At 77.2% G+C, this 11,947-nt stretch carries 10 protein-coding genes and 1 pseudogene; 4 read left to right on the forward strand and 7 right to left on the reverse strand.

Translation table 11 applies throughout. The features are described from left to right. The 5 genes and pseudogenes from AB0G13_RS31425 to AB0G13_RS31445 form a co-directional block, all read right to left on the reverse strand. On the reverse strand, nt 1-557 hold a 557-nt coding region (locus AB0G13_RS31425; RefSeq protein WP_357882274.1), incomplete at its 3' end, for an adenosylcobinamide-GDP ribazoletransferase. After that, complete coding sequence (locus tag AB0G13_RS31430; RefSeq protein WP_357882277.1) at nt 547-2,505, reverse strand: bifunctional adenosylcobinamide kinase/adenosylcobinamide-phosphate guanylyltransferase; 1,959 nt, start codon at nt 2,503-2,505, stop codon at nt 547-549. The genes AB0G13_RS31430 and AB0G13_RS31425, both read right to left, overlap by 11 nt. Then, nucleotides 2,495-3,040 carry a hypothetical protein gene (locus AB0G13_RS31435; RefSeq protein ID WP_357882280.1) on the reverse strand — a complete coding sequence of 182 codons (546 nt, stop codon included), beginning with the start codon at nt 3,038-3,040 and terminating at the stop codon, nt 2,495-2,497. Before AB0G13_RS31435 ends, AB0G13_RS31430 begins: the two co-directional genes overlap by 11 nt. A gap of 1,195 nt (nt 3,041-4,235) precedes the next feature. After that, nucleotides 4,236-5,045, reverse strand: a pseudogene (locus AB0G13_RS31440) (serine/threonine-protein kinase); the annotation flags it as partial. A 61-nt stretch (nt 5,046-5,106) separates the two neighbouring features. Further along, on the reverse strand, nt 5,107-5,307 hold the full coding sequence (locus AB0G13_RS31445) for a hypothetical protein (RefSeq protein WP_121400450.1): 201 nt from the start codon (nt 5,305-5,307) through the stop codon (nt 5,107-5,109). Between the two features lie 223 nt (nt 5,308-5,530). On the opposite strand from AB0G13_RS31445, the gene AB0G13_RS31450 reads away from it, so the two are divergent. Both AB0G13_RS31450 and AB0G13_RS31455 read left to right on the forward strand, forming a co-directional pair. Beyond that, nucleotides 5,531-5,731, forward strand: a complete 201-nt coding sequence (locus tag AB0G13_RS31450; RefSeq protein ID WP_132236111.1) for a hypothetical protein — start codon at nt 5,531-5,533, stop codon at nt 5,729-5,731. Then, nucleotides 5,731-6,528 (forward strand): site-2 protease family protein, encoded by a 798-nt coding sequence (locus AB0G13_RS31455; RefSeq protein ID WP_357882283.1) that lies wholly within the window; start codon nt 5,731-5,733, stop codon nt 6,526-6,528. The genes AB0G13_RS31450 and AB0G13_RS31455 overlap by 1 nt, the downstream gene beginning before the upstream one ends. Before the next feature lie 88 nt (nt 6,529-6,616). Here the strand turns inward: AB0G13_RS31455 and AB0G13_RS31460 are convergent, their stop codons facing one another. Together AB0G13_RS31460 and AB0G13_RS31465 are read right to left on the reverse strand one after the other, a co-directional pair. Next, the gene (locus AB0G13_RS31460; RefSeq protein ID WP_357882286.1) at nt 6,617-7,615 is read right to left on the reverse strand and encodes an aldo/keto reductase family protein; all 999 of its coding nucleotides are present in this window, start codon (nt 7,613-7,615) and stop codon (nt 6,617-6,619) included. Nucleotides 7,616-7,673: 58 nt separating this feature from the next. Beyond that, nucleotides 7,674-9,011 carry a WG repeat-containing protein gene (locus tag AB0G13_RS31465; protein ID WP_357882288.1) on the reverse strand — a complete coding sequence of 446 codons (1,338 nt, stop codon included), beginning with the start codon at nt 9,009-9,011 and terminating at the stop codon, nt 7,674-7,676. 64 nt (nt 9,012-9,075) lie between these two features. On the opposite strand from AB0G13_RS31465, the gene AB0G13_RS31470 reads away from it, so the two are divergent. Then, nucleotides 9,076-10,227 carry a hypothetical protein gene (locus AB0G13_RS31470; RefSeq protein ID WP_357882291.1) on the forward strand — a complete coding sequence of 384 codons (1,152 nt, stop codon included), beginning with the start codon at nt 9,076-9,078 and terminating at the stop codon, nt 10,225-10,227. Between the two features lie 618 nt (nt 10,228-10,845). Next, the gene (locus AB0G13_RS31475) at nt 10,846-11,034 is read left to right on the forward strand and encodes a hypothetical protein (RefSeq protein WP_357882294.1); all 189 of its coding nucleotides are present in this window, start codon (nt 10,846-10,848) and stop codon (nt 11,032-11,034) included. The last annotated feature ends 913 nt before the right edge of the window (nt 11,035-11,947 follow it).

Raw genomic sequence — 11,947 nt, forward strand, 5'->3', positions numbered from 1 at the left:
AGGGCGACCGGTCCGACGGTGCCCGCGACCAGCGCGCCGAGCCCCTCCGGGCGGGCGGCCGGCACCCCGCGCCGGCAGGCCACCGCCACCCCGAGCCGACCGGCGGCCGTCGCCGCGACCACCGCCGCGAGCGCCGCCGGCCACGACCGTTCCGCCAGCTGCGCGAGGGCGGCCGTCTGCACCAGGAGTACGACGACCAGCGCGACCACCCCGAACGGGCCCACGTCCGGCTTCTTCATGATCTCCAGCGCGGCCGCCCCCCGCCGGTACGACCCCAGCGCGTCCACGGTGTCGGCCAGCCCGTCCAGGTGCAGCCCTCGGGTGAGCAGCGCCCCGGTGCCGACGGTCACCGCCGCCGCGACCAGCGGGGGCGCGAGCGCACCCGGGAGCAGCAGGATCCCGGCGAGGACGACGCCGAGCAGCGCGCCGACCGCCGGGGCGAGCGCCATCGCCGTCCCCGCCACCGACCGGTCGATGCGACCGGCGCGGACCGGCAGGGTGGTGAAGGTGGTCAGCGCCAGCCGGGCCCCGTCGGCGAGCCGCGACTCAGCCGGCACGCCGGCCGGACGGGTCCACCGGTTCCGTCTCCGGCCCGGTGCTGGTGGGCCCGGGGCCCGCCGGTTCCGGCTCGCGGAAGTCGGGTTCGGTGCTGGTCGGTCCGGGTCCGGCGGGTTCCGGCTCGCGGAAGTCGGGCTCGTCGGTCTCCGGCGCGGTCTCCGGCTCGCCGTCCTCGCCGCCGCCGAGCGACGGGTGGGCCGGCAGCGCGGCGGCCAGCGCCAGCACCGAGCGCAGCAGCGGCAGCGCGGCCAGCGCGTTCGCGCCCTCGCCCAGGTCGAGCCGCAGGTCGAGCAGCGGCGTCAGGCCGAGCACGTCGGCGCCGAGCTGCACGGCCGGGTGCCCGCCGTGGTCGGCCAGCAGGCACCAGTGCCGGGCCTGCCCGGCCAGGTCGCGGGTGACCATGGCGGCGGCCACCCCGACCGGCCCGTCGAGCATGACCGGCACCCGGCGGGCGGTGGCGCCGAGCAGGACGCCGGTCGCCACGGCGACGTCCCCGCCGCCCAGCTCGGCCAGCACGTCCTTGGCGCTGCGCGGCGAGTGCCGGGTCCGGTGCAGGGCGTCCCGCACCGCCGCGCACCGCCTCATCCAGGCCGCGTCGTCGATCTCGCCCGAGTCGGTGACCACCCGCCTGAGCACCGCCGGCGCCTCGGCGCCCGCCGTCGCCACCAGCACCGCCGCCGCGGCGGCCTCGGTGCCGGCGCCGCACGCCCCGAGCACCAGCAGGCGTACGCCCGCGTCGGCGGCCTCCTCGGCGAGCCGCCAGCCGTACCGCAGGGCGGCCTCGACCTGCTCCCCGGTCAGCGTCGGCTCGGCCTCCATGGGTGCGGACGCCGGGGCCTGCACCACCTGGAGCTCGGCACCGCTCTCGGCGGCCAGCCGGGCGAGCGCCCCCTGGCCGGCGCGGGCCTGCCGGGCCCGGCGCGCCGACTCGCCCGCCACGGCGCCGGCGGCGGCGCCACCGAGGTGGTCGCCGTGCAGCAGCAGCACCCGCACCGAGCCCCACGGGGCCGGCGTGACGGTGCCCTGGGTGGCGGCGGCGAACCCGACCGTCCGCTCCAGCACGCCCAGCCCCGCGCCGGGCACGTCCAGGGTGGCGAGCCGCTCGATCGCCTGCGGGCCGGTGTACTCGTCGGGCATGGGCAGTTCCATGCCGGGCTGGATGACCAGGCCGGTGGCGACCATCGGCAACGCCATGGTCGGGGCGGCCCAGGCGGTGCCGTTCGGCTCGGCGCCGGCCGTCGCGGGCGCGGCCGGCGGCGGGGTGTCGGGGGTGAGCACGTCCGGGGAGGGTTCCGGCGCGGGCACCGGCCCGCCCGCGCCGACGGTCGCGGCGGCGGGTGCCTGCGTCGGACCAGCCGGCACGGGGCCGGCCTGGGCGGGCACGGTGGCCGGCTGCGGGGCGCCCGGCTTCAGCCAGGCCGCCTGGCCGGCGACCACGAGGACCACGGCGTCGCAGGCGTCGGCGACCGCCCGGTTGGCCGCCCCGAGCGCGTCGGTGAAGGCCCGCCCGAGCGGGGTGGTGGGCACCAGGGAGAGCCCGACCTCGGGGCTGACCAGCACCAGCCGGGCCGCGCAGGAACGGACCGCCGCCGCCAGTTCGGCGATGGTGGCGGTGTCGTCCGCCGGCTGGTGGGCCGGGTCGAGCAGCACGGTCGCCCAGCCGCCGAGGTCGTCGACGAGCAGCGTCTCGTTCGGCCCGGCGGAGGCGATCACGTCCGCGAGGCGGCGTGGGTCGTCCGCGGTCTCCTCGGTGGTCCAGGTCTCCGGTCGACGGGCGCGGTGCGCCGCCAGCCGGGCCGCCCACTCCGCGTCCTCGGCGGGCGCGTCGGCGGCGGTGGCCACGTAGCGGACCGTCGGCGCGTCGGCGACCAGTGACTCGGCGAACTCGGACTTGCCGGACCGGATACCGCCGAGCACCAGGACCGTGTTCCACCCGTCAACGGACATGCCCGTACTTTAGAGCCAGCGCCCGGGTGCGGCCCCCCGGAGGTGCGGGTGCGACCGTCCCCTCATCGGGCGAGCGGGTCCGACCGGCCGGCCAGCAGCCGCACGCCGGCCCACACCGACCAGCCGACGAAGGTCGGGACCAGCACGAGCAGCGCCAGCGCGCTGACCAGGAGGCTGAGCCACCCCAGCCCGGGGGGCTGCCATGCCGAGGTGCAGGCCGACGGGCACCCCCAGCAGGCCGGTGCCGGCGCCGGTGGAAGCAGCTCGCCGCGACGGCCGGCAGCATGCCGCAGGGGGAGACCAGGAACAGGAACTCGGCGGCGTCCTCGCCGAGCACCGGCGTCAGCGCGAGCGTGGCCACCATGACGATCGGGACGGCGAGCAGCCCGGCCCCCGCGCACGCCGAGACCGGCCAGCTCAGCGGCGGGTGCGCCGGCCGGGCGGCCAGCCGCTGCTGCCAGGCCAGGACGGGCAGCTTGACCAGGGTGTCGACGGCGTACCGGTAGCGCAGCGGCGGCGGGGCGTGGAGCAGCACGGCGAGCGCCTCCTCGCGCCAGCGGGCCCGGCCCGTGGCGGTGGCGGGACGGCGCTCAGCCGCAGTGCTCGAACCCGCTGCCGTAGCTGGCCCCGCCGGTGGACCCGCCCCACCTCACGCAGACCCCGGCGGCCCTGGCCCGCACCGGCCCGGCGTAGTACGAGAACGACCCGCTGTCGGTGCTGCGCGCCCGGCCCCGCACCTCCAGCCACGCGGAAGCGGCCGTCGCCGTGCCCACCGCGGTCTCCTTCATCGTGACCACGCAGTTGTTGCCGGTGCCAGCGTGGTAGAGCAGGTAGACCCGCCCCTTCCGGGTGCCCGAGGCGGTCAGCGCAGCCGAGTCGATCACTTTGTACCCGCTGCCGCACGCCTCGACCGGCGTGTACGGGTTCGGCTCCGCCGGTCGGCTGGCCGTCGGTTCGGCGCCGGGCCGTCCCGGAGCGGACGCGGTCGGCTCGCCGCCGCCCGCCGTCGGGACCGGGGAGCGCTCGGGTGGCGACGCCGACGGTCTGCCGGACGCCGACGGAGCCGTCGAGCGGGTGGCACTCGGCGAAGGCTCGACGCGGAACCGGCCCGTGCCGTCGTCGACCGCCACGCCGGGCGGGCCCGCCGCCGCGGACTCGCCGGTCAGCGCCGCCGGCACGTTCCCGCCGGTCGGGCCGTCGTCGGGGGCCAGGACGATCGCGGCCACCCCGACCAGCACCACGAACACGGTGGCCGCCGAGCCGAGCAGCGCGGCCCGGCGCCGCCGGGACGGCGGGGGCGCGACCGGGTCCTCCCGGGTGGGCGGGACCGCTCCCCCGGTGCCGCTCCCGGTGCCCGGCCCCGGCTGGCCGGGTGGTCCGCCCGCGGGCAGTGGTCCGGCGGGGCCGGGCGGCACGGCGGCGGGCGGGGACGCAACCGGCGATCCGGTGGCCGGGAACGGTGGGCGCCGGACTGGCGCGGGCCGCGTACCGCCGGGGGCGCCGGAGACCGGGTGCGGCCGTGCGGGAACGACGGGCGGCAGCGGTGCCCACGGATCCGGCGGTGCGACCGGCCCGGCGGAGGGCGGCGAGGTCACGGGGCCGACCGCCGGGGTGGTGCCGCCCGGGTCCGTCCCCGCGGCGGCCTGCGCCGCCGAGGTCGGGTCGGCGACGGCCCACGGCGGGCGGGCGGACATCGGGACCACGGCCAGGGTCGCGTCGCGTGCCCCGGCCGCCGCGTCGGCCATCGCCGCCGCGTCGGGGAACCGGTCGCCGGGGCGCTTCGCCATCGCCCGCTGCACCAGCGCGGCCACCGCCGGCGGCACGCCGGGCGGCAGCGGCGGCGGCTCCTCCTGGAGGTGCCGCAGGGCCACCTGGAGCGGGTTGTCCCCGTCGAACGGGGGCTGGCCGGTCAGGCAGAAGTACGCCACCGCGCCGAGCGCGTAGACGTCCGTCGCCGGGGACACCGGCTGGTTCGCGGCCTGCTCCGGCGACATGTACGAGGCGGTGCCGAGCATCACGTTGGCGGCGGTGATGCCCGCCGTGGTGCCGGATCGGGCGATGCCGAAGTCGACCAGCACCACCCGGCCGTCGGCCTTCACCAGCAGGTTGCCCGGCTTCACGTCCCGGTGCACGATGCCGGCGAGGTGGGCCGTGTGCAGCGCCTCGGCCGCCTGCGTCACCACCGACATGGCCGACGCCGGGTCGAGCCGCCCCGCGCGCCGCAGCCAGGAACTCAGCGGCTGGCCGTCGACGTACTCCATCACCAGGTAGTCGACCTGGCTGCCGTCGGCGAGGGCGGACCGGCCGACGTCGTGCACGGCGACCACGCCCGGGTGGCGCAGCGCCGCCAGCATCCGCGCCTCCGCCCGGAACCGGGTCGTGAACTCGGGATCCGCGCTCAGCGCCGGCAGCAGCACCTTCACCGCCACCGCGCGTTCCAGCATGACGTCGGTGCACCGCCAGACCGCGCCCATGCCGCCGGTCGCCACCCGGTCGTCCAGCCGGTACCGGTCGCTGAGCACCACTCCACGAGTAAGCACCGCGACACCGTACCGGCCCGGTGGGAAGGGGCGGGCCGCCCGGCGGGACAGCGGGGCGCCCCTAGCGGGGTGTCTGGTACTGGAAGTCGTTGGGGTTGACCGCCGCCGGCTTCGGGTCCTCCTGCCAGGCGCCCTCGCCGGGCCGGGCGACGAGGGCGTCCAGCAGGTCCTCCCGTTCCATGTGCGCGGCCCCCACGATGCCGCCGCGTACCGCCATCGCCCGCAGCGCCTCGGTGTCCTTGTCGTGCAGCGGTTCGTCCATCGTCGCCCCCTCCAGGCCCGTCGGCGGTCCGCGACCGCCCCGTCGCGCGTCAGGAGGCCCATACCCGGACAGGGACCGACGAACCCCGCACCGCCCGGGCGGCGCGCGGTTCGTCGGTCGGACGGTCGTGGCCGCCGGACGGATGTCGGGCCGCCCCGCGCCCGGCCGACTACGCTGGCGGGGGTTCGTCCCACGGGACATCAGCGGCGAGGGGAGACGCGGCATGGCGTGGAGCTGGCGGTACGAGGGCGCGAACGGTGAGTCGGTCGAGGGGCCGGCGGAGTCGTTCAGCAGCCAGGCGGACGCCGAGTCCTGGATCGGTCAGGCCTGGCGGGAGCTCGCGGCGTCCGGCGTCACCTCGGTCGCGCTCGTCGAGGACGACCGGGTGGACTACCGCATGAGCCTGCTGCCTCCGGCGGAGTGATGGCCGGCGACCGCCCGGGGGGCGAGCCGCTGGTGCTCGGCGTACCCCGGGCGGCGTTCCGGCCCAGCCCGGTCTTCCTCGCCCTGGTCGCGCTCTTCGTGACCAGCGGGGTGCTCACCTGGAACGGGCTCGGCAACGTCCGGCTCGACGTGTTCCTCTTCGTCGTGTCCGGCTGGCTGGTCTCGCTCTGCCTGCACGAGTACGCCCACGCCGTCGTCGCGTTCCGGGCCGGCGACCGCAGCGTCGCCCACCGGGGCTATCTGACGCTCAACCCGCTGAAGTACAGCCACCCGCTGCTGTCGATCGCGCTGCCGGTGGTGGTCGTGCTGCTCGGCGGCATCGGCCTGCCCGGCGGGGCGGTCTGGCTGGACCGGCACGCCATCCCGGGGCGACTGCGGCACACCCTGGTCAGCCTCGCCGGCCCGGCCACCAACGTGCTGTTCACGCTCGTCCTGGTGCTCGCCGTACGCCTCGGGGCGGCCGGCGGCGGGCCCGTCGAGTTCTGGGCGGCCGTGGCCCTGCTGGCGTTCCTCCAGCTCACCGCGAGCGTGCTCAACCTGCTCCCGGTGCCCGGCCTGGACGGCGGCAACATGCTCCAGCCGTGGTTGAACCCGCAGTGGCGCAGGATGTACGACCTGTTCGCCCCGTTCGGCTTCATCCTGCTGTTCGCGCTGCTGTGGAATCCGCGCATCGGCGGGTGGTTCTTCGACGCGGTCTTCGCCGTCGGCGACTTTCTCGGCCTGCCCCCGTGGCTCTACGCCCTCGGCCTGGACCTGGTCCGCTTCTGGCAGGGCTGACCGCCGCCCCGCCCGCCCCGGGTCCGGCGTGCGGTGGCGCCGTCCGGCACGGCCGGCCGCCTCTCGGGGCCGGCCGGGCCGGGACGCGTCACGGACGCTCGGCGGGAGACTCCGTGCGGGCCGGGTCGCGCTCGACGATCGGGTCGATGATCTCGTCGATCGCCTTGAGCAGCCCGGCGTCGAGCTTCACGCCGGCCGCCTTGACGTTGTCGTGCACCTGCTCCGGGCGGGTGGCGCCGACGATCGCCGAGGAGACGTTCGGGTTCTGCAACACCCAGGCGACGGCGAGCTGCGCCATGCTCAGCCCGGCCTGCTCGGCCAGCGGCTTGAGCCGCTGCACCCGGGTCAGGACCTCGTCGGTCATGAACCGGGAGATGAAGGCCGCGCCCGACTTCTCGTCGGTGGCCCGGGAGCCGGCCGGCGGCGGCTGGCCCGGCAGGTACTTGCCGGAGAGGACGCCCTGCGCGATCGGCGACCAGACGATCTGCCCGATGCCCAGCTCCTCGCTGGTGGGGACGACCTCGGACTCGATGACCCGCCAGAGCATCGAGTACTGCGGCTGGTTGGAGACCAGCGGGATGTGCAGCTCCCGCGCGAGCTGGTGGGCCTCGCGGATCTGCGACGCCTTCCACTCGGAGACGCCGATGTAGAGTGCCTTGCCGGAGCGCACGACGTCGGCGAAGGCCTCCATCGTCTCCTCCAGCGGCGTGCTGTAGTCGTACCGGTGGGCCTGGTAGAGGTCCACGTAGTCGGTGCGCAGCCGGCGCAGCGAGCCGTTGATCGACTCCATGATGTGCTTGCGGGACAGGCTCCGGTCGTTGCGGCCCGGCCCCGTGGGCCAGTACACCTTGGTGAAGATCTCCAGCCCCTCGCGCCGCTCGCCCTCCAGCGCGCGGCCCAGCACGTCCTCGGCGCGGGTGCCCGCGTACACGTCGGCCGTGTCGAAGGTGGTGATGCCGACGTCCAGGGCGGCCCGGACGCAGGCGAACGCCGCGTCCTCCTCGACCTGCGAGCCGTGGGTGATCCAGTTGCCGTACGAGATCTCGCTGACCATCAGGCCGGAACGGCCCAGGTGACGGAATTCCATGAGTCGACCCTAGCCCGTTCGGATCATGCCCACCGCTCGTGGCGGGCCTCGGTGTCGCTCAGAGCACGGGGCTGGTGTCGACGAGCAGGCGCTCGATCTCGGCGACGACCTCGTCGCGGTCGCGGTGCACCGGCTCGATCAGCGGCTCACCCCGGCGGTCGAGCGCACCCCAGCGGCCCGTGCCGTCGCCGAACAGGAACGCGACCGGGTGGATGACCAGCGCCGGTTGGGTGGGCGGGACCAGCACCTTGCCGGCCCGGTTCACCACGCCGCGCCGGCCGGCCACGTCCACCACGGCCAGCCCCTCCTCGGTGAAGCCGTCGACGTACCGGCCGTCGGCCAGCACGGTGGAGAAGCCGTGGTGCCGGGTCGGCACCACGATCCGGCCGTTGCGGTCGACCGCGCCCCAGCCGTCCCGGCGGACCACGGCCACGCCGCGCTGGAACGGGCGTACGTCCGCGAAGCCGTGCGGCACGACCACCTCGCCGGTGGCGTCGATCGCCACCCAGCCCGCGTCGCCGCCGTCGGACACCCAGGCCAGCCCGTCGGAGAACGAGCGGACCACCGGGTACGACGGTTCGAGCACCGTGGCGCCGGTGCGGTCGACCAGCGACCACCGCTCGGTCTCGGGTCGCCGCACCCAGGCCAGCCCGTCGCGGAACGGCTGCGCCTCGGCGTACTCGGCCGCGATCACCATGTCGCCGTCCGGGTCGGAGAAACCCCACAGGTCGCCGTCGCGGGCCGGCGCCGGGGGCCGGTCATGCTCCAGCACCTCCTCGCGGCTGCGGGGGTACGGCCCGAAGCCCGTCTCCGCGACCCGCTTCGCCACCGCGTCCAGGCTCAGCCGGATCCGGGCCTGCAACTCGGGGTCCTGGGTGCCCCGCAGGTCCAGGGCCCGCTCGAAGTGGTGGCATGCCTCCATCAGCCGGCCCTGGTCGTAGCAGGACCGCCCGGCGTGCTCGTGCAGCACCGCGCGCAGCCGGTCGGGCAACTCGGTGGAGTTGGCCTCGGCGAAGAGCCGGTCGGCCTCGACGAACTCGCCGCGCCAGCGCAGCACGTGCGCCAGCCGAGCCTGGGCCACCGCCGTACGCCGCAGCTCCCCGGTGGCCTCGGCGTAGGTGAGCGCGAGCCGACCGTCCGCGAGGGCGTCGTCCAGCTCGCCGAGGATCCGGGACACCACCGCCCGCAGGCTGAGCAGCCGGGCGCGCGACTTGTTGTCCACGGCCGCGCCCAGCTTCTCGGTCAGCCGCCGCCGTATCGTCCGGAACTCGTCCGGCTCCTCGACGATCTCCCGGAGGGTCGCCGGATCGAGCCGCCAGCGGTAGCTCGCCAGCAGCTGCTCCGGATCACCCTGTGCCGCACTGGGACGCCCGCCGTCCCGCGACCCGACGGACAACCCACCGTCCCGCGGCGCGGCACTGCTCGTTCCGGCGCTGCTCGGTCCGGGGGCCCGTGGTGCGGTGCCGCTCGTTTCGGCGCCGCTCGGTCCGGGGCTACCCGTTTCGGCGGTGCGGATGCCGGCGGTGCTCGGCTCGGCGGTTCTCGGTTCGGGGGTGCGGGGTTCGGCAGTGCCGGGCGCGGTGGCCCGGTCCACGCCCGCCGTCGGCACCTGCCCACCGGCCGGTGCGGCGTCGGGCGGTGTGGCGGTGGATGGCGCGGCGTCGGGCGGCGCGGCGACAGGTGGCGCGGACGCCGGCCGCGCCGGTAGGTCGATTGCCGGCGCGGGGGTGGCCTGCGCCGCCGGTGGCGGGACGGGCGGCGCGGTGTCGGGCGGGGCGGACGCCGGCCGCGTCGGCTCGTCCACGGGCGGCGCGGAGGTGGCCCGCGCCCAGGACGGCGGCACGGGCGGCGCGGACACCGGCCGCGTGGGCGGCTCGGGGGCGTTCGGTGCTGGCAACGTGTCCGTAGGTGGCGCCGAGGTTGCCGGCGGCGCGGAAGCGGGCCGGGCCGGCACGAAATCGCTGGCGGGTGCGGGGACAGGCGGCGTCGCCGCGACGGACGTGGTGGGCGGGGCCGGCGCCGGTGCGGCCTGCGGAGCGGAGACCGACTCGCTCGGCGGGGCCGACACCGGTTCGGCCTGTGGCACGGTAGCGACAAACGTGTCCTGCGCCGGCGCGTACGAAGGGGGCGGTCCGGCGACAGGCGGGTCCGCCGGCGTAGGAACTGGCGGGACCGCCGGCGCGGAGGTGGGCTGGGCCGGCGGCGCGGAGACAGGCGGGACCGCCGGCGCGGAGGTGGGCTGGGCCGGCGGCGCGGAGACAGGTCGCGCCGGTGGTGCGGCCGGGACCGGCTCGCTCGTCCCGGCCGGCGGCTCGGCGACAGGACCGGTCCGGAACACCTGCGCCGGTTCCGCCGAAGCGGCGGCGACGGGGGTGGCCGGCGGCGCTGACGCCGATGTCCCGGTGCTGGTGGGCGATGTGGCCATCGGAGGCGGATCGGCCGCGACGGGTGGAACACCACGGGTGTCAAAGGCCCTCGGTGACAACCATGGTGTTCCACCGGCGGGCTCAGTCGGGGTGTCCGGGGCCGGCGGGGCGGATGCCGGCCGTTCCGCTGCATCCGGAGCGGTTTCATCCGCCGCGACGGGGCCGGACACGGCCGGCCGTGTCTGAACCGCTTCGGCCGATGGCTCTGACACCGGGTGTACGAGCGGCACAGGGACCGGCGGGACGGACGGTGGTGCCGACACGGGCCGGGCAGGAGGCGCGGAGAGCGGGCGCGGCGCGGGCGACGTGGAGCTGGTCTGCACGGGCAGCCCGGAGACTGGCTGCTCCGGGGGAGCGGCGACCGGCGGCGGCTCCGCCGGGACCGCACCCTCAACGGTCGATGGGACCGGGACGGAAGGCGCAGGGGTCGTCGGGGCAGGCGCGGAGGCTGGGCCGGCGGACGGGCCGGACACCGGCTCGAAAGGGGAGGACGCGGACGGTGCCGGCGTGGTGGGCGGGGCCGGTACGACCGCAGGGTCGGGCACCGGCGGGCCGGCCGGCGAGACCGGGGCAGGCGGTGGGCCGGTGAACGGCGGACCGGCTGGCGAGACCGGGGCAGGTGCCTCTGGGACGGCCTCGATCGGCGGTTCGGGGCGGTCGTCAGCGTGCTCGGGTGAGGCGGAACCGTCGTCGGCAGGATTCGGGACAGACGCGTCGAGGTCCAGGGGCGGCAGGACATCCAGGCCCGACGAGTCATCTGGAGCAGTCGCGCTGCGCGAAGCCGCCGCAGTGCCTGGGGCCGACATGGCGTTCGGAGGCGCCGTGCCGTTCGGGGCCGCCGTGCTGCTCGGCGCCGCCGTGCTGCGTGGAGTCGTGCCGCTTGGGGCCGCTGGGCTGCTCGGCGCGGCCGTGCTGCTCGGAGCGGACGTGCCGCTCGGGGCCGCTGCGCCGCTCGGAGCGGACGTGCCGCTTGGAACCGCCGCGGTGCTCTGAGTCGACGTGCCGTTCGGGGCCGGCGTGCCGTTCGGGGCCGGCGTGGCGTTCGGGGCCGGCGTGGCGGTCGGGGGAGCGTCAGCCTGGCTGGCGGGCCGCGCCTCGTCCGGCGCGGCCGGGGGAGGTGGCACCGGCCGGGACGGTCGGAACCAGGCGTCCGACCCGCTCGGCGTGGGTGACTCGGGACGCGGCGGGGCGGCCGGCCTGGGCGGGTCGCTCGGCGGGGGAGGGACGTACCGCCTGGGCCTGTCGGGCGCGATGGGCGGCTGCGGTGCCGGGGCATCCTGCCGGGCCGTGCCGGCGGCTTGCGGGGTCTCGGGCAAGCGGGGCGATGCGGTCGGCGGGGCGGCGGACGGCCGACCGGACGGCGTGGGCGTCGAGGGCTGTGCCACGGACCGCGCCTCGCCGAGGCCGGTGCCCGGGTGCGGCGTCGGCGCGTCCGGCTGGGCCGGTCCCGGGCGTGCCGGGGCCGAACCGGGCATGGTGCTGGCCGTCGCCTGCCGGGGCGGACCGGCCGTGTCAGCGGTCGCCTCGGGTGCCGGACCGGACACCCTGCTGGCGGTCGCCTCTGGTGCCGGCAGGAACTCCAGGCGCAGCCGGGCGGCGGGAGGCGCCGAGATCGGCGTGGCGTCGTCCTCGGGGGCCGGTCGGGGCGCGCGGTCGGTGGGCGGGAACGGCTCCCCGGGGGCAGGTCGGGGGCTGGCAGCTGGTGGTCCCTGGACCGGTCCCGGCGGGGGTACGGGCACGCCGGAAACGGGAGCCGGCGGGACCGGGTTCGGCACGCCAGGGCGACCCGCGGCAGGGGCGGGGGAACCAGGCCGATCGGTGCCCGGCACCGGTGAGCCCGGCCGCCCGGCCGCGCAGATGAACATCGGCCTGGCCGGCGTCGAGACCCTGTTCATGCCGACCAACC

Source organism: Micromonospora sp. NPDC023633 (genome assembly GCF_040640035.1).
Classification (GTDB): Bacteria; Actinomycetota; Actinomycetes; order Mycobacteriales; family Micromonosporaceae; genus Micromonospora.

Excerpts from the sequence above, each read along its gene's own strand:
- AB0G13_RS31430 (WP_357882277.1), bottom strand. The coding sequence starts at position 2,505 with ATGTCCGTTGACGGGTGGAACACGGTCCTGGTGCTCGGCGGTATCCGG.
- AB0G13_RS31445 (WP_121400450.1), bottom strand. The coding sequence starts at position 5,307 with ATGGACGAACCGCTGCACGACAAGGACACCGAGGCGCTGCGGGCGATG.
- AB0G13_RS31450 (WP_132236111.1), top strand. The coding sequence starts at position 5,531 with ATGGCGTGGAGCTGGCGGTACGAGGGCGCGAACGGTGAGTCGGTCGAG.
- AB0G13_RS31455 (WP_357882283.1), top strand. The coding sequence starts at position 5,731 with ATGGCCGGCGACCGCCCGGGGGGCGAGCCGCTGGTGCTCGGCGTACCC.
- AB0G13_RS31460 (WP_357882286.1), bottom strand. The coding sequence starts at position 7,615 with ATGGAATTCCGTCACCTGGGCCGTTCCGGCCTGATGGTCAGCGAGATC.
- AB0G13_RS31475 (WP_357882294.1), top strand. The coding sequence starts at position 10,846 with ATGGCGTTCGGAGGCGCCGTGCCGTTCGGGGCCGCCGTGCTGCTCGGC.